Below are 18325 nucleotides of genomic sequence, written 5' to 3'. Positions count from 1 at the left end.
TGTGTTCTTTATGGGGCTATTAATTTCCGTTGGGGTCTACTGATGAATTCCGCTCGGCTTCCTTGGATTTAATGATGGCCAATTCACCTTTCGCCTCTGCGACTAGCTCGGGGTATTCACTGAAATTGGCTATTACACTTTCCAAAATATACGTTGCTTGGTAGGCATCTTCCAAAGTGTAAAAGTTCTTGGCCATTAACACCAAACCTTTACCGCCCCATGCTTTATAACTGGAATAATCCTTGGCCAATTTTTGCACCGAAGTATTGGAAGCTTCGAATTGACCGGATTGGTTTTTAAAGTAGGCATCGTAATACAATGCCTCTGCAGCGGTTTCCCCACTGGCGATTTTCAATACTTCGGCATAGGCTGCTTCTGCCCTTGACATGTCATTGGTCTCAACGGCCGAGCGTGCAATCATTATATGGGCGTCACTTTTTATCCGGTCGTCAATACTTGGTGTGCCCAATACCTTTTCGGCATACGCCAAGGTTTGCGCATAGTTGCCTTTTTGATAATATCCTTTCATTAGGTTCGATTGGGCGAAGGTCCGGTTTTGCTGAATATCGGCCTGTTCTTCCAACCGTTGCAAATAGGGTAAGGCGGTCGAATACTCCTTTTTCCCAATGTAGATTTCACAAACCCTTGTCAGCGCCTGTTCCGAGAACTCACTACCTCCCAAATCGGCAACCCGTTTAAAATACGGCAATGCTTTTTCCTTTTCATCCTTGGCGAAATACAACTGGGCCAATGTAAAGTTCGCGGATACACCGTGCAATCCGCTCGGGAATTGTTTTAAATAACTTTCGTACCCCCTGATGGCCGCATTGCTATTGCCTTCCCGATACTGTTTTTCCGCCGATTCAAAAGTAGCATTGTCCAATTCGGTATCGGTGACCTCAACAAAATCCAAGTTTCGTACCCATGCCGCATATTCATCCACACGACCCAAATCAACATAGACCAATTTAGCGGTTGCCACGGCCTGAACGGATTCCTGGGTGTCGGGAAAATCACGAACCACCTGCTTGAACTTTTCCAAGGCCTTTTCATTCCTATTGGCGTTATAGTGCACCAAACCTTGACGCATTATGGCCTGTGGTACCAAAGAACTACCCTTATACCCTTGGATTAGACGATCATAAGCCACCAATCCCTTATTTTCCTGCCCTGAAGCGATATAGGAATTCCCTAGTTCAAAAAGGGCATCATCTTTTAAGGTGGAGTTTGGATATTTGGAAACAAAGGTGTCCAGCGCCTCTATCTTGGAGTCACTTTTACCCACGAAACCATAGCTCAATGCCTTTTGAAAGGCAGCATAATCTTTTTCAGGACCTGTTAGGGCCAAGGACTTGTTATAGGTTTCAATGGCAGGCCAATATTTACTGGTTACGAAATAACTGTCTCCCAATCGCAAGTAACTATCATTCAGTTTATCCTGGTCCGTTACACCAGATTTGGAAAAAGCATCAAAATAAGTTATCGCATGGGTATAGTCCCTTAATTTAAAATAGGTATACCCTAAATTGTAATCCACATCCTTAGCCTCTTGGGTCAACCGTGCACTCGCATTTTGTTTAAATTCGATATAATTCGACAGGGCTTCATCAAAACGGTTCAAGGCATATAAAGCCTCTGCATTCCAATAATTCGCCCTGGCCTTAAAAAGGGCATCTTCAGCACTGGACAAGGATTTTGAAAAATTATCGTGTGCCCCGGTATAATCCCCATCGATGAACAATTCGACCCCTCGATAAAAAGCAACTTTTTGATAGGTGGCCTTGCTTGCATAGTTCCGGTTTTTTTCAAGAAGGTCCAATGCCCCTTCAAAGTTTTTTGAAGTAATATAGGAATCTACCAACAAACCTTGCATTTCCCCAGCACGGGCATCATTGGGATATTTCTTTAAAAAACCCAATATCACTTGGGGAACGGGCTCATAGGCATTCCCGATTTCATAACTCAAACGGGCATAGTTCACATAGGCATCCTTTTGGATTTCCTGTGAGAAGTCCATTTGGGATGCATTCCTAAAGGCATTCAAGGCCTCTTGTTTTTTATCCAATTTCAAATAGCATTCCGCCAAATGGTAATAGGCATTTTGGGAAACACTGTTCGTACCCCCTATGATCTTATTGAACTGCTGAATGGCATGAACATAATCCCCCTGTTTATAAAAACAATATCCCAAGAGGTAATAATCGGTATTGTTCCATTTTCCCCTTTTCCCTTTATACGCCTCCAAATAGGGGATTGCGTTGGCATATTGACCCAGGTTGAAATAACTCTCCCCGATTATCTTATTGAGTTCGGAAACCTCATTCCTGTCCGATTGGGGCAATTGCTTTTTGGCCAAGGCTATGGCCTCTTCGAATTTCCCCAATTTAAAATTCATATCTGCCTGATAGTACGATAATCGTTCATCCAACAGTTCAGGATCGGTAATCTGGTCAAAACGTTCATTGGCCCCTTCGTAATCATCTTGCTGGTAGGCAATGTATCCCAGGTAATATTTTGCCTGGGAACCATAAACCTGGGAATCGACCACCTTGTTCAAATATCGTTCTGCCTGTTCCCCCTTTCCTGAGGAGAACAGGGAGTAGCCATAATTGAAGTTGAATTTATCCATTTCCTTGCGCGACATGGCACTTTGATCAACCTTGTTGTACCATTTTAGGGCGTACGGATATTTTCCCGTTTCAAAATAATAGTCCGCTACATCCACAAAGGCAGAATTCCGCTTGGTCGAAGTCGGATAGGTTGCCACGAAATCCTCCATAAGGCGATCTGCCCCCAATTGGTTCAAACGAACTGCGGCATTTGCGGCATAATAGGCACTGTTCGCTTCGGTCTCATCATCCTTGGTCGACAACTGTACCTTTTCGAAAATGGTCTGTGCAGCTTGGTATTGTCCATTGTTGTACAATGCCAATGCATCTTGATAGTCTTTCTGTTCGTGGGTGTAAATTTTTGTTTCCTGGGCGGTCCCAAGAAAAAACATCCCTAATAAAACAGGAATGGAAACGGTGATTTTTTTCAACATAGTGTTCTAACTATTTTAAAATTTCCGTAGTAGAATCCAGAACTCCGCAAACGCATCCCGCCCTGGCGGCAATTACTTTTCCGATCTACCCAAATAAAAAAATTCCTTACAATGAAATTCAGCCTCCTTATCAACTAAAAACAATAACGGCAAATATCATACCTAAGTATAACCTTAACATAATTGTAACAAAGTAAAATATTTTAAAGGGGCCCTCTTTGTTTTCATGCAGAACTTATTACTTTTATATCAACAAAGTTACTATGTCGGAATCAATTTTAGCATTACAAAACGTCTCGGTTTTCCAAAAAGAAAATTTGGTATTGAAAGAGATCAGTCTGGACATTAAAAAAGGCGAATTCGTCTACCTTATCGGCAAGACCGGGAGCGGCAAAAGTAGCTTTATGAAAACCTTGTACGGGGATTTGCCCCTACGGCAGGGTGAAGGGCGTATCGTCGGCTTCGACCTAAAGAAGCTTAAGGAAAAGGACATTCCTTATTTACGGAGAAAATTGGGCATCGTATTCCAGGATTTCAAATTGCTGCCCGATAGAAACATCAACAACAATCTTTTGTTTGTTTTAAAGGCCACGGGTTGGAAAGACCAAGCCAAGATGAACGCCCAGATCGAAGAGGTCTTGGACAAGGTGGGTATGAAAACCAAGGGTTTCAAATTCCCACACGAACTTTCAGGTGGCGAGCAGCAGCGTATTGCCATTGCACGGGCCCTATTGAACGACCCCGAACTCATTTTGGCCGACGAGCCGACAGGAAATCTCGATCCCCAGACCAGTGTGGAGGTAATGAAAGTGCTACAGGAAATCAACAAATCCGGACGCACCATTTTAATGGCCACCCATGATTACGCCCTGATCTTGAAATATCCTTCAAAAACCCTGAAATGCGATGGCAGTAAGGTGTTCGAAGTGGTTCAGAAAGCAGTTTAAAAAAAGCATTCCACAAAAAGGACAAGACATCCTATTTTATTTCCTTGGACTCTGCCGCATTGACAAAAAGTACATTCCCAATATCCTGATACCCCTCAAAGGCCTTCATACCCAAATGCTCAACGGCTTTTTCAATAAAGCCGACTATCGTTAAATCGGCGTCTTTCGATTTTTCATTGATGATTTGCTTGATACTCTTATCCGATTTTTGGGCTATAAACTCAATATTCTTGGGGGAAATGGGTAGTTGTCCCGTTTGGATCAGAAGGAAAAGCCGTTCCCGCTCCTCATTAATGGACTCCTCGGGGAAAATTGCATGGATATTGATGGTGGCCGCTTTCCAATCGGGATGCCCCAATAAAATATACGCCAGTAAGATCATCAGGTTGGCATTTTCAAAATCATAAGGGCAAATCCAGAGATGGATCTGTTTCTTTAGTCCAAATCCCCTTTCCGAACTGGCCAGAATAATAAGGTCGAAATTTACCGATTTGATAAGCCCCAAATTATCCACGATATCGAGAAGGTTGTCGGGGTGGTTCTTGTGATATTCGAACAATAGCAGATTATTTTCCTTTCCCGCAATGCCGGGCAATTGAATGATCTGGGCAACAGTCGAGGTAAATGAGGGGGAAACCAACGTATCGACAAAGACATTACTCCCACTTTCATCGGCCATGGCGATCAATTGATCCTTACACCGAATAGCCTCTTGGTTGGTTTCCTTTGATAAATAGCCCTTGATGTAGTGAATGTAGGTGCCAAAACCGTAGCGGTGGGCAATCCACCGCAGTAATTGGAAGGCCGAAAATCGTTTAAAACTATCCTCCGAGATGGCCACGGTCGAAGGTCGCCAGCTTTGCGATTGTTCTTTATCGGTTTTTTGAAGAAATACCTGCATTTGACGGCTTAATTGAAAGATGACCCCTTGGAATATGACCGCGAGGTTTCTTTTATCCTGATTGAAATAGGCCACAAAGGCAAACAAGACCAAAATCAAGACAACGGCCAATAGTGCATAGGCCGTATTCATAAAGAACATAAGGGCAAAGCAGCTCAAGGCCCCGAATAAGGAGACATACCAGCGGCTTTTGAACTTAGGGCGATAAGACGGATCGGCGGCAAAATGGTTAAGAAATGAAATGAGGCAAAGCGAACCATAGGTCACCATAAAGAACATGGAAATTATTTGGGCCACACTGTCCAAGGCCCCCATGAGGATGAACAAGCCCGCAATGATGATGGTAATCACCGAGGCGTTATAGGGCTCATCCTTATTTCCTTTTCCCTTTGACAGCCAATTGTTGATCTTAGGGGCCGGGAATATCCCGTCCCGGGCAATGGCCTGTAAGGTGCGTGGAGCGACCATGATACTGCCCAAAGCCGAGGAGATCGTAGCCGCGGCCAAGCCGATCGGAATGATCCACCATCCTTGCCAAGCGATATCGGCCATTATCAACCGGGAGGTATCGGCCAATGCCTCTGGAGGCGCGGATACGGCCAGTTTCCAAGCAATCAAAAAATACATCAACATACCACAAAGGGTAGCCGCCAAAGTTCCCAAGGGAATTGATTTACCGGGGTTCTTCAGGTCTCCTGACAACCCCACCCCTGCCGTCATGCCGGTAAATGCCGGAAAGATGATCGAAAAAACGATGAAAAAACCAATGGCTTCAGGGAGACCGGAATCATCCTTGGTTTCATTTTCCCGGGCTTGGCCCATATCGGGCCGCTTGTCGTTTATGGTTATTTCCCCCGATGTTAGACTGTCTTGCCGATAATCGGCATTGTTTTCCAAGGCAGGAAAGTGTGCGGTTGGATCTTCGGGCCGTTCCATGACATCGGCTATGGTCCCAATGGGATCAAAATCGCGTGTCTTACTATACTCCGTGGTTCCCATAAAAAAGGCAAATAAGGAAAGGGCGAGAACGGCCACAACGGTATAAAGGAGTTTTACCCCCAAATTAGCACCCTTCGTCAACATGATATACGTAAGTACCAATAGACCAGGGATACCTACAGTCTGCTTTTGCCTTAATATCCATTGGAGCCAATCTGGCATCGATATGACGGAAATCAACCAATCGAAAAACGAGGTTAGCGCTTCGGAAAAGGCCATGACATAAAAAGCAACGCTAATGGCTTGGGACATATATAAGGCAATACCGATAGTAGAACCTATGACCAATCCAAAAGAACGGGAAATGATATAGTACTCCCCTCCCCCTTCCACTTTCTGGTTGGTCGCAATTTCCGCAATGGCCATAGCTGTGGGAATGGTCACCGCATGACCGATCAAGATGATGGCAATTGCACCCAAAAAACCCACTTGCCCTACGGCAAAACCAAAACGCAGAAACATTATAGCCCCCAAAATCGTTGCTATGGCTGTAAAAAAAACGGGGGCCGTACCGAAGGTTTGGACTTTATTTACAAAATTCTGTTGCATTCCATTGTCACTATTGAATTATCGTTGGATAACATCACCCCATTTTGATTTTGTCTTGAAAAAGTTTCCGACCTAAAAATGCCCTATGCTTCATCCTATTCAAAAAGCTTGTCGTGCATCGACCTTTACCGAACTTCCTCTGCGTTTATAAAAAGTAACCCAATCCATTTATGCCATCCTTAGCCCGTATTAAGATACAAAAAGCACACGGGTTTTCGCTATCATGGTGCCCCATTCCTTAATTATCCAACGTAAATCAAGGATTGCCCCCAATACAAAACAGCGGATGTCCCTGCCCAACCAGTAATCGGACCACTCAAGTCCATTTTAGGCAACCGACAAGCATAAATCGAAAAAAAAGCAATAACGGACATGATAACAACGTTCGTTAATTATTATGATCCAAGAAAAGAAAGCCTCTGCCCCCAATCAAAAAGCAAGTCCGTTCATTGGGCTATTGTTGTTCCTTATCTCCATTGTCCTGGTGGTACTCACCACTCCCTTCGGCCTGGTCTACGGTATTTTCAACAGGCTGTTCACCAAAGGGTTCCCAGGTATAGGGGAATACTTGTTGCAAATCGCGATTTCGATCGATCAATTGGGCAATGTGGTGATGCAACACCTCTTGAATGTACTTTGGATCAAGAAAGGGGGTTACCGATTTGGGAATCGGGATGAAACCATATCAAGTGTTATCGGCAAAAACAAACGCCTGAACACCTTATCGCGGTTCGGCAAAATCATGGACAAGATCCTCGATTTTATAGAAACCGATCATTCCCTTGATTCCATTGATTATTACATAGAGCCGAATGACCGATTTCCGAACCTATCACCGACGAAGGTCGGCACCAGGGATTGACACCTACCTATTCGGAATATCCCAATCCGTAGGTTTCCAAAGGATATAAGACACCCTTTTCAAGTCGAAACATAGCTTTATAGGGGTCTTCCTCCAACTCTAGATGACCATCAAGGTCGGCATATTTGATATTGGGCCTCGACAACGCAAAATGCAACCCCGCCGCAATACCCATACCACATTCATCGATACAACCGACCATGGCTTCCAGATTTGCTGCTTTGGCGACCGAATTAATATGCATCCCCACCATGATACCCCCAACTTTCTGAAGCTTGATATTCACCATATCAACCCTTTCGTTCTGTGCCAACCGAAAAGCGTCGGTCAAAGTTTTTAGGCTTTCATCGGCCATTATAGGGATATCGACCTGGTTCGTGACCAACCCCAAGCGTTCTTCATCCTCAAGTTTGGTCGGTTGTTCGAATATCTCTATACCTATATGGCTTGTGGCATTTACAAAAGCAATGGACTCTTTAACCGAATAGCCTTGATTCCCATCAAAACGCAAAGTGACCTTGGGAAAATTCTCATAAAGCCTGATCATTTTTTCCACATCACTTTGAAGATCATCGCCCCCTTTGACCTTGATTATGGAAAACCCCTGTTGAATGTACTCCCGGGCTTGTTTCAAGGTATCTTCAAGGCTCAAAATGCCTATGGTGATACTGGTGGGGATACTCTTTCTGAATCCGCCCAAAAATTTATACAATGGTACTTCCGCCTTTTTGGAAACCAGATCGAACAATGCCATATCGACCATCGCCAATGCCGAAGACCGCTTACCCAAAAGTTTTTTCAACTCCGTTAAAACCAAGGCATACTCAAAAGGATCCTTGCCGATCAAATAGGGTGAAATAATGGTGTTGATCGCACGTTCAACATCCTTGGGATATTCCCCAGTCACCACCTTATCGGGAGCTGCACAGCCATAGCCCACCCATTTACCATCGGTCTCCAATGCCAGTATAAAATTGGTCGTCTTGGTGATGGTCTCGTAGGCAATGGTATAGGGTATGGATAACTTACTATCCAGACGTTCGTAAGAAACTGCCGTAATGCGCATCAATATCTTTTTTGATAGAGTTCGTCCAAGGGAGTATTCTTTATGGATTCGACAAAACGCACCATGTTTTTTATCATTACCTCCCACATTTTCTCCCCTTTTTCCTTGGTCGCTTTAGTCGCATCGCCCATAACCCCGCTTTCAGAGATCTTATCGGTTTGGACATACCAACTGATACTGCGATCATCATCAAAATCGAGGTATTTACTCCCAAACTTGAGGGTTGCCTCCTGTGCCTTATCCATTTGCACCATATCGGGACGTATTGCCAAGGTAGTACTGGTCTCGATTTCTCCCGCATGGGCATCATTGGGCGTAACGATCATACCGGCCAGGTCAATATCGCTGGTCTCACCCGTATCTACCCCTACGAAGATTTTCGCATCCCGATTGATCATTTGGGCCGCATAACTCAATGTAGGGGCATTATCCCCATGGCCATTCAGTATAATGATCTTCTTTACCCCGTTTTTTGCCAAGCTCATTCCGATATCATAGATGAATTTGGACAAGGCATCATTGGTCACGCTCAAAGTACCCTTAAACCCATCATGGTGGTACGAAACCCCAAAGGGAATCGTAGGCAATACCAGGGGTTTGGGGTCACTGCAGGCTTCGGCCACTTTAAAGGCCATGTATTTGGCATCAAAATAATCAACATCCAAAGGCAAATGCGGTCCATGTTGTTCAATGGCCCCACAGGGTAAAATAACCGTATCAACGGTTTTTAAATAAGCTTCAATTTCTGGCCAGGTAAATTCTTCCCAGAGAAAACCAGACCTTTTATTATTTGATTCCATCGTTATTATTTAAAAAATAAGGGATTTCATAATCCTCATTCCGTAGGGTGAAGGTATGCCATTTTCGGTCATGTAACCGTACGGTGCCTTCTGAATATTTTGATAAAATTTTAAAAAGTGGTTTACGGATTTGCATAGGCAAATCGTTCATCATACTTCGTTCATTATCAAACCGTAGCTTCACGATTTCCGGATGCTCCTTTGCCAATTTCAGGGTATGGCCGGTTTTATCGATCAACCCTTTTTCTACCAACAGGTAATACAGATGGGCGGCATCGCTACCGATTTGTTTTACACTGCGGGCCGACAATGCCTTCAACCCTTTTTCTATCTGTTCTTGGGTATACCCACATCGTTTGGGGTCTTCGTCCAATGCCTTCAACATTCCCACGATTCGCCGACACTTTTCACAATTTCCACAAGGCAACATCCTGCCGTTTTTTTCATGGGCGGCATGACAGGACACCTGATGGGCCTGTAAGTCGGGATAGCGTTTTACCAACACTTTCAATATCAGCAGTTCGGATAGGCTTCTTAAGATCGAATATTGATAAAGGTCCCAACCCTTCTTCTTATAATAGCGTGTAAGGGCATTGTCAAAATATTTACTTTGGTCATACAAGGAATTGTAATGTGATATTCCCCCATGGTTCCCCTTTACCGTGGTATCATACTCGTTCCCGATAAGTACGTTCCCGATATGGCGTTTACGTACGATTGGAAGGGTCCCAAAAAGAAAAACTGCCACGGTCCATAAACGAATGGGATAAATATCGGCCCTGATATTCTGAAAGTTTTCTTTGATAAAAGGCATCTGTTTCACCATCCAATTAAAGATGCGATCACTATTGCACCAAGGTTTTGCCGTATTGGGCTCGATTTCCTTATAATATTTATGCGAATTGACCGCGGTGAACCAATGCCTACCCGATTCATTGATAAATACCGGATGGGCATCCCCGATTTCCTTTATGATCCCATAGGTCAACAGACTGTCTTTTCCCCCACTACTTAAAATCGCATAACGGTTTTTATCCGTTTCAATGGGTTTCCTTTCAACCTTTAATGGGGCATATCGGGTATTTATGAATTCGATTTGTGCTGCGGTATATCGCTTGAGCTTTTCCGTTTGAAGGGTATCGAAAGGAGGTTTTAAAAATTCATTCTTATGCAGGAATTTATTGACCAGTATTTCCCTTGAGGTATTCTCCATCATATCCCTAAGGAAGCTTTTATCCACCTCTTCATACAGGCCATCAAACTGAATGGTTTCAAAAAAGAGTCCGTAATTCAGGGCCACCTGTGCCAACATCATGGATGCCAAATTAACATCTTCGGCATTTTTCCCATCGAAATACACCTTGTCATAGGAATAGATCAACTCATTTGAAACATGGGATCCATCCTGCTTTACGATCGTATAAGTGGCTTTTACCCTCTTGGGTTCCACAGTGATGTCGTGTACCGAGAGTTTGGGAAAAACCACAAGTGCGCTAGCGGATATCATTTCAAGTGTTCCTTTAAGATCGCTATAAGGGGTTCTGCCCCGAATCGCAAAACATCAAAAGCGGGCAGTTTGGTCTCCAGGGTAATATTCTTGCAGGCCTCCTTAATTTCTTCATCACTGCCCATCAACTCATGGTTTACCGTTACAGCAATGACCTTTTTCCCCGATATCACCTCAACGGCATTGATCTGTTCTTTGAGCGAATGAAGTCTATAGCCTGGAAAACCGTCGTACTCAACCCTTTTCGGGGCATGTTGCATGATCACAAAATCGGGACGACCGGCGGCCAATATTTCGAATCCCCCCGGATACGCCGGGTTCATAAGGCTCCCCTGCCCTTCAATAACGATGACATCCGGATTTTCATTTTCATAGGCACTAACAACAGCGTGTTCTATTTCACCAGACACAAAATCATTGATACAACTGTCCATGACCATACTGTACTTGGCCCCTTGCATCCAAGCCGTTTGCCCGGTACCCACCATTTCGGCCTTTAGACCCGCATTGCGAAAGGCGTGGACTAAAATCCAAGCAGTGGTGCGTTTCCCTAAGGCGGAATCGGTTCCTAAAATGGCCAGTTTAAGGCAATCTACCTTTTCGATATCCCCCGTAAAAAAATGAAGTTCATCCCGATCCGGGGTCTTACGTACATCGCGGATCCTACCTCCATGCTCCTTTGCCAAACGGACCATATCGGGATCATTGGTCAAAAAGTCGTGCAATCCGCTATCGACGTTCCATCCCTTCCGAAGCGCAGTTTTTATGGTTCCCATCGCCTCGACGGGCAAACGCCCCCCATCGGGGGCCAAACCGATAACAAGGGTTTTTGGGCCATTGCCATCGGAAAGTTGTTCAACAGCTTCCTCAATGTTCGAAAAGATGGGAATGCCGTTGGCTTTACCATCTAAAACGGTACCGGCATCCTGGCCGGCATATTTTGCATCCAAGACCCCTACGACCTCATAGCGTTCGGTAAAACGGACCAACCCATGGGCTGTCTTTCCATTAGGTGTGTTAAAAGCACCTTCACAATAAACAAGGGCCTTACCATCAATTGTTTTATTCATTTTCCTTTAATATTTAGCCGTTAAAACCGCCACGAAACGGCCTGGTTCAAAATTCAATTTTTCATCCAATTCAAGAAGCGCTATCAGTCCGACCGTTGCCGCTGGCAGTATTTTAAATCCTTCCTTTTTTCCCAACAGGGAAGTCATTTCCTTCATTTTCCTGTCACTGATATTATAGGCTTCCCCATTCGACTCCCTCAATGCATATAGGGCCTCTTCCCCATCAAAACTATGCCAATTGATCAATGGCTCGTTATACTTGGTCTCCCTTATGGCATTTGGGTTCAAATCCCTGCAATGATCCAACCCCAAAATAAAGGATTGCACTATGGGGTTCTTTCGACTTGAGGAAGCGGCAATCATTTTTGGGATTTGGGATGTTTTCCCTCTTTTGTATAAACTTACGAATCCCCTATAAATACCGGCGATCAATGTACCGTTCGAAACCGGAACCGCACAGTATTTTGGGGCATCGCCCAGATCTTCATAGATTTCATTGGCAATCTGTGAATAGGCCGAGATTTGCAGGGGGGTGTTAGAGCCCCCAGGGTTGGCATCATACCAATTGTTTTCCATGGCCATCACACTGCTTTTTACAACAACATCCTCATAACTTCCGGGAAGCCTTATGATTTCGGAACCAAGGTCTTCCATTTCCGCAATACGGTCGGTATGGTAACTTTCCGGAATAAAAATCTTGCAGGCGAGACCCGCCAAATTTGCCGCTAAGGCCATGGCTACCCCATAATTACCACAAGTGGCCAAGGACACTACATCGTATTCCCTTCGTAAGGCGTCATAGATCTGGGCAAAGGCAATACGGTCTTTTTGGGTACCTGTTGGGTTATCCCCTTCGTATTTGATATACAACTGTCGTATCCCGAATTCGCGTTCCAAGGTCCTGGCCCGATTCAACCCGGTGTCCCCTATTTCCAAATTGATGATATCCTCGTAGCTTTCGAGCCTATCAACCAGCGATTTTCCCTTATCCCTGACGAAGGTACTTAATTCGTCGGCCTCGGAAGAAACCTTGTTCTCAGCAGTTTTTACCCCGTCTTTTAGATTCATTTGGCAGAATTGGTTTACCCATTTAAGATATGTATTTTTTTTAAGTCCACTCTTTTTAATCCAATGAAAAATCCATTGGCAAACAAGGTACATAGGTAGTACATTTCCACAAGGATCGATTAAAATTTAACATACCATTTTTACAAAACCATTGGAAATAAGCTATTTTGTTCGGATTGCAAATATTTGGCATCAACAAAATTTTAACACACTACGGACCAGTCGTTTGTATACTTTTGAGTACATTTTCAAAACATGGTAAAAACAATGAAAAAAACGCTATTCTTTATATTATCCTTTACTGTAGTCTCCATGGGCCTCAATGCCCAAAACCAGTTGCCCATTAGTAGTGATGATGCGAAAATAAAGCCCCTATATAGTCTATTGGAAGGATCCTTGCAGCACGATTTGGAAAAGGAATTAATGGCCCATCCCAAATGGAACCAACTGATTGCCCAAAAGAAAATGGCCGTTGGTATCGTAGACCTACGCGATCCGGATGAGGTAAGGTTCGCCCGGGTAAATGGTAACCACATGATGTATGCCGCCAGTTTACCGAAAATCGCCATTCTCCTATCGGCCATGGACGCCATTGATAAAGGCGAACTGAAAGAAACATCCGAAGTAAGGAAAGACATGCGCCTGATGATCAGCAAATCGAACAATGCGGCATCGACCCGAATGATAGACCGTGTAGGCTATGAAAAAATAGAAGCCGTAATGACCGATCCAAAATATGGGTTTTATGATGAAAACAAAGGCGGGGGACTTTGGGTTGGCAAACGCTATGGCGGGGGCGGAGACACCCATAGAGAACCCTTGAAAAACCTGAGTCATGCAGCCACGGTAACACAGGTTTGCAGATACTATTACTTATTGGCCTTTGGGAAATTGGTCAATGAAAGGCGCTCAAAGCAGATCCTTGCTATCATGGAAGACCCGGAATTGCATCACAAATTCGTCAACACCTTGGATCAAATTGCCCCCAATGCCCGATTGTTCCGAAAATCGGGTTCTTGGAAAACCTTTCATTCCGATTCCATTTTGGTTTGGGGCGAAAATCCCAACAGGCGTTATATCCTCGTAGCGCTTATCGATGACCCCAATGGGGAGCAGATTATCCGGGATTTGGTAAAACCCGTTGAAAAAGTTCTCTTAAATGGGAAATCTTTGGCAAAAAACTAGCCCAAGGATAATGGGAACGCCATCCTTGAATCCTTATTACCCATGTGCTTGCTAATCCATCCGTATCAATTTGTCGATATTCCCGGCCAGATACATATGGTCCGAAGCGGAATTTTTCCGTAGCACATTGGTCATCAGCACTACCATATAATTGCAATTATCAGGGTGTTCGATGATTGCGACGGAGTTCATGAAATTGGAGACGTTCCCCATATATTTTCCACATTCCTCCCCTTTGCTCCTATCGCATTTATATAGACTTCCCGATTTAAAATAAACAGCTGCTTCCTTTAAGGCAGGTGCTTGGGCATATCGTATCCTTCGATCTGTCATATACATGAGACGCTTCATTTCGAGACTACTCGCTTCATCAACGACATTTCCCTGCTCCAACTGGATCAAAAATTTCATTATACCATAAGGAGTACCGATACTCCCTCCTTTATCACCCACATAGGTATTGGCCCCACGGGTAAAAAAACTACCCAATCGCCATTCATCGGCAGTAATCCCCAAATCGCGTAAAGGGAGGTTCACGACGTCATTTCCCAGGTCGGTCAATTCTTTCCGTGGGGTCTCTTTAAAATAAGCATCACTTTCCTCTTGGGTCAAATCGGGATACTTTTCGCCAAAAGCAGCCATCAACATAACCTCTCTCCACACGATACTCGCCGCCCCATTGTTACTGACCGACAACATGTGATCGGTCCATTCGTACAGGGTAAAAACATCACTGGCAATAACCTGTCGTTTAACCAGTGTATTCTTTTCGATATTGTAAATGGGGATGGTATGCTCATCGGTAAGTCCCCAAACCCCAGCCTTAACCGATTTGTTCCGCAATAATTCGGTACGTTTTTCCCAAGAATCAGGGAATATTTTGGCCAGCTGTACGAACAATCCGTTGAGAACCGCCACTTTACCCACACTCCCCGGTTGGTAACCTGCCGTTTCATTACGTTCTGCATACCTGATATGACCGACATCGGAAATATCGAGAACGGTCAGGGAATAACTTTTATCAAGACCGCGGAAAAGTTGGTTTATTTCTTTTTGGAAATCGGTATCGATCGTCATCAAAGCCGGTGCACTATCCTGTTTTCTGGAAATCAGGTTCAATTGAATTTCACTATACGATTTGAACGCCCCTGCAGGTAGTGGTGTCGTATTTTTGATTTCCCCACTTTTTATCAACTCCAAACGCTTCAATCGCTTAATACCCGTATGTTCATAACCATCAATGGGATAATAGGGTAACGTGGTAAACGCGGAACAGAAAAAAAACAGCAGTGGAAAGTGTATGATTTTGTTCATTGGAGTTTTTTTGAAAGTGGGATTTCTTTATTCATATTCATTTTAGGCGTTATGGATTCCAGGTATTCGGAACTCAAAGCCTTTTTGTTCTCTACGAATGGACGGATTTGGAAAAGCCACAGTTTATCATCCTGGAACCCCAATTCCACATCGTAGGCCCCAATATAATCGGACTCCGTTTCCTCGGGCAGGGTGGTACGAATAACCTGTGCCAATTCTTTTATGTCATTCATATTCCGCGCATTGATTATCGGTTTTTCAAAAGTGGCCGATTTTTTACCAATGCCCCCGGTATTTGGCAGTCGGTTATAATAGGTTTCCCTTGCCGGGGCCAAAAGACGGTAACCACCATCATGAAATACCGTATAGGTTTCTGCCGATTGGCCATCAACGGCCCCACCAGCCCCTCTACTGAATGCAATGGTCAGGTCTTTTTCCGCGCCCGAATTGATTCCCTTTGTGATCAATACGCCGGAATAATCAACATCTACCGATGGAATGACCAGTATGGACGGGAATACGTTCTCTGGATTCAATAAATATTTTTGGCGCCATTTAAAACTTCGCTCAGTATAGGGAGATGCCCAAACATCCTTTATCCCATTCAATATCCTTTCCCTATCCAGAACATTGAACAAGGTAAGGTTAAGGCCTGCACCCGTAAATTCCTTAAGATCTTCCATATTGGTATCGCTTCTAAGAAATACGGGGATTTCACCCAAAGGTTGTCCTAATACGGTTTTGAAATCCGTATTTAATTGGGCGAGGAAGTCTGTCTTCAATGGCATTTTCTTTATCGCCTCCCTTAGGGTCGCCAATTGATCCAATTGGTATTTCTCGATCTCGGCCTCTGGAATTCGGTTGGCAACCATTTTCTCTGCCTGGTCGAACATATCATTCAAAAATTGCCAATAGGAAATGGATCGACCCGGCATTTCCTGATCCATATGCTCGCGAAAAATCCCAAAAGGGATAACCAGTCCTTCTACGACCTTATCCGGAAACATCTTCTTTAACTGCCCCAAATTGGCTGCTTTTGGCCCACATAGCTTGCCCGAATCATGGGCATCGACATTTCGAAGGTTCAATATTTGCCTTTGGTCCAAACGAATTTGCCCCACGGGTACCTCGATCTTTTCACTACTTCGCTCCTTTTTCACAAAAAGTCCCTGTTCTTGGGAGGTCATTTGAGCCTCCGGTTTTATGATCACATTTCCTTTACCGGAAACCGCATAGAAAACCTTTTGTCCGTTATACCGTTTAAGACTTTGTAGGTTTTCATCGGAAAGGGCCGCATTGGGTATTCCCAAATTGCGTGCGAGCAATTGTACATGCGAGACCATATTCCCCTCCGCGACGGTGGCAATTCCGGCCACTGGTTTCAAATCGGACGGCGATCTTTGAAAGACATAGATCTTATCCGAAGAAACCTCAACCGCTTCCGGGGACCCGGACACAACAACCAACTCCCCAAAAGCATACCCTGGATTGAGTCCACGTAGGGTACTTTGGCCAGGAATATCCATCACCGCATTGGAAATGGCAGACTCTATGGCCATGAAATCGCCCAATTCCCCAACACTCTTGCCTAAATGCAAAGCGATGGAGCCCCGTATGCGATCATCAATAAAGCCGTAGGCCAGAGGTTCGAATTGGGCGTACATGTTCACCACTTCCTGATAATTGGCCTTGACCATGGCTGCACTCCATTCTACCGCACCACGTGCCGTTTCCATAAAAGTGGTCAATTCCGCAAGCGACATCGATTCTTTTTCAGATTGACTTAAGACTTCTTCCAACTGTTCCCATTCCCATAGTTCCAAATATCCTGCACCGGTAGATGCCGTTCCCAAGTAACATATTTTTTCCAATTGCTCTTTTAGGCTCTTTGGCTCCCATTGCTGGGCATTTTTAAAAATGATCTCTTCCAACTTCAATGAAACGTCCAATAACTGCAACCTGGCCAATGGCCGTTTCTCACTTAAAATCCCATCACGGATCTTATACAGCAACTGGGAAGCATCGGAAATCAAAATTGACGGGAGGGTCCCTGAACCATTATCGGCCATGAACCTTTCAATGGAATTCCCCAAGGGCGTACCTTTTAACAAAGGCGCATTTTGTTCTAGTTTGGCAATATCAACCGGTTTAAAAAAAATGGTCATGGTCGCTATGAGGTCATCGATTTTTTTATTGGTACCGGAACTAAGTTCAGCCCTGTATTTCTGTTGGAAATTTTTCACTTTTGCGATATCGGCAACCTCCGGCTGCCCATGGATCTTTACCCTTAGATCCATGAAAGGCAAAAATTCATCGGAAATCACTTTGGACTGGCTACGCATTTTCTGGGCAACGTCATCGTCCCCACTATGCGGGATATCCTTCAAGGATTGGCGTATTAAGAAATAATTCCGTTTCAAGGCATCGTCCTTCGCCAAAAGCCATTTATAAAATGCAATTCCCCAAGCTTCCTCATCTTCCACCTGTACAGATCCCCGGTAAAATTGACCTTTTTGCAGTATCCATCCATTGTCGACGGACTTTAAGTACTTTTCAAGCTGATACTGTTTTAATCGGGAATGGTTGAAATCGGCATCCCAAAAGGCATCAACATCGGTATATGCCAAGATTTGCCCCAAATAAATATGGTGCTCGTTTCCCAAGGTCACTACTTCATCCTTATATCGTGCATGCTGAACCCCCGGACCGATATTATCCGGACATGGATCCTTTGGTGCACGGATACTCCCATCGGCACAAAACCAGCGAATATCCTTATATGGCCCCCGTACATCACCTTTATAGCGAGCTACCTGTTCGACTAACTTGGTTACCGGAATTTCTTTTTGTGACCACACGGAATTCACCAAACCGAGAACAAAAATTACAACGCAAAAATTCTTAATGCACATACAGTTCATATTAAAGATGCCTAAAGATAGTGCCTATTTCAACACATAAGCCACCAACAAGGCCCCACACCCAAAAAAAAGACAATAACCCACTATATTACA

The 18325-nt window shown here is 44.3% G+C and carries 12 protein-coding genes; 3 read left to right on the top strand and 9 right to left on the bottom strand.

What is annotated here, in order from left to right; all coding sequences use genetic code 11:
- Window positions 1–19 precede the first annotated feature (19 nt).
- Window positions 20–3043 carry a tetratricopeptide repeat protein gene (locus PHU20_RS07640; RefSeq protein ID WP_274824763.1) on the bottom strand — a complete coding sequence of 1008 codons (3024 nt, stop codon included), beginning with the start codon at window positions 3041–3043 and terminating at the stop codon, window positions 20–22.
- A gap of 263 nt (window positions 3044–3306) precedes the next feature.
- Between PHU20_RS07640 and PHU20_RS07635 the strand changes: the two genes are divergently transcribed.
- Window positions 3307–3990: a cell division ATP-binding protein FtsE gene (locus tag PHU20_RS07635; RefSeq protein ID WP_274824762.1), complete on the top strand. Its 684-nt coding sequence runs from the start codon at window positions 3307–3309 to the stop codon at window positions 3988–3990.
- 31 nt (window positions 3991–4021) lie between these two features.
- On the opposite strand, the gene PHU20_RS07630 is transcribed toward PHU20_RS07635, so the two are convergent.
- Complete coding sequence (locus tag PHU20_RS07630; protein WP_274824761.1) at window positions 4022–6439, bottom strand: amino acid permease; 2418 nt, start codon at window positions 6437–6439, stop codon at window positions 4022–4024.
- Between the two features lie 397 nt (window positions 6440–6836).
- On the opposite strand from PHU20_RS07630, the gene PHU20_RS07625 reads away from it, so the two are divergent.
- Complete coding sequence (locus PHU20_RS07625) at window positions 6837–7301, top strand: hypothetical protein (protein ID WP_274824760.1); 465 nt, start codon at window positions 6837–6839, stop codon at window positions 7299–7301.
- A 7-nt stretch (window positions 7302–7308) separates the two neighbouring features.
- On the opposite strand, the gene PHU20_RS07620 is transcribed toward PHU20_RS07625, so the two are convergent.
- Genes PHU20_RS07620 through PHU20_RS07600 form a run of 5 tightly spaced genes read right to left on the bottom strand, consistent with a single transcriptional unit; the run spans window position 7309 to window position 12812 of the window.
- Window positions 7309–8367: a mandelate racemase/muconate lactonizing enzyme family protein gene (locus PHU20_RS07620; protein WP_274824759.1), complete on the bottom strand. Its 1059-nt coding sequence runs from the start codon at window positions 8365–8367 to the stop codon at window positions 7309–7311.
- A complete protein-coding gene (locus PHU20_RS07615) occupies window positions 8367–9167 on the bottom strand; it encodes a creatininase family protein (RefSeq protein ID WP_274824758.1) in 801 nt (266 codons plus the stop codon). Before PHU20_RS07615 ends, PHU20_RS07620 begins: the two co-directional genes overlap by 1 nt.
- The gene (locus tag PHU20_RS07610) at window positions 9154–10674 is read right to left on the bottom strand and encodes a hypothetical protein (RefSeq protein ID WP_274824757.1); all 1521 of its coding nucleotides are present in this window, start codon (window positions 10672–10674) and stop codon (window positions 9154–9156) included. The genes PHU20_RS07615 and PHU20_RS07610 overlap by 14 nt, the downstream gene beginning before the upstream one ends.
- Window positions 10671–11744 carry an N-acetyltransferase DgcN family protein gene (locus PHU20_RS07605; RefSeq protein WP_274824756.1) on the bottom strand — a complete coding sequence of 358 codons (1074 nt, stop codon included), beginning with the start codon at window positions 11742–11744 and terminating at the stop codon, window positions 10671–10673. The genes PHU20_RS07610 and PHU20_RS07605 overlap by 4 nt, the downstream gene beginning before the upstream one ends.
- Window positions 11745–11750: 6 nt before the next feature.
- A complete protein-coding gene (locus tag PHU20_RS07600) occupies window positions 11751–12812 on the bottom strand; it encodes a pyridoxal-phosphate dependent enzyme (RefSeq protein ID WP_274824755.1) in 1062 nt (353 codons plus the stop codon).
- A gap of 267 nt (window positions 12813–13079) precedes the next feature.
- Between PHU20_RS07600 and PHU20_RS07595 the strand changes: the two genes are divergently transcribed.
- Entirely contained in the window at window positions 13080–13997 is a 918-nt protein-coding gene (locus PHU20_RS07595; protein ID WP_274824754.1) for a serine hydrolase, read from the top strand.
- Window positions 13998–14048: 51 nt separating this feature from the next.
- On the opposite strand, the gene PHU20_RS07590 is transcribed toward PHU20_RS07595, so the two are convergent.
- Window positions 14049–15311, bottom strand: a complete 1263-nt coding sequence (locus PHU20_RS07590) for a serine hydrolase (RefSeq protein ID WP_274824753.1) — start codon at window positions 15309–15311, stop codon at window positions 14049–14051.
- Complete coding sequence (locus PHU20_RS07585) at window positions 15308–18223, bottom strand: PEP/pyruvate-binding domain-containing protein (RefSeq protein WP_274824752.1); 2916 nt, start codon at window positions 18221–18223, stop codon at window positions 15308–15310. Before PHU20_RS07585 ends, PHU20_RS07590 begins: the two co-directional genes overlap by 4 nt.
- Between the last annotated feature and the right edge of the window lie 102 nt (window positions 18224–18325).

The sequence above is a fragment of the Maribacter polysaccharolyticus genome (genome assembly GCF_028882255.1).
In the GTDB taxonomy this organism is placed as follows: domain Bacteria; phylum Bacteroidota; class Bacteroidia; order Flavobacteriales; family Flavobacteriaceae; genus Maribacter_A; species Maribacter_A polysaccharolyticus.
This window is presented reverse-complemented; position numbering and strand designations above follow the sequence as displayed.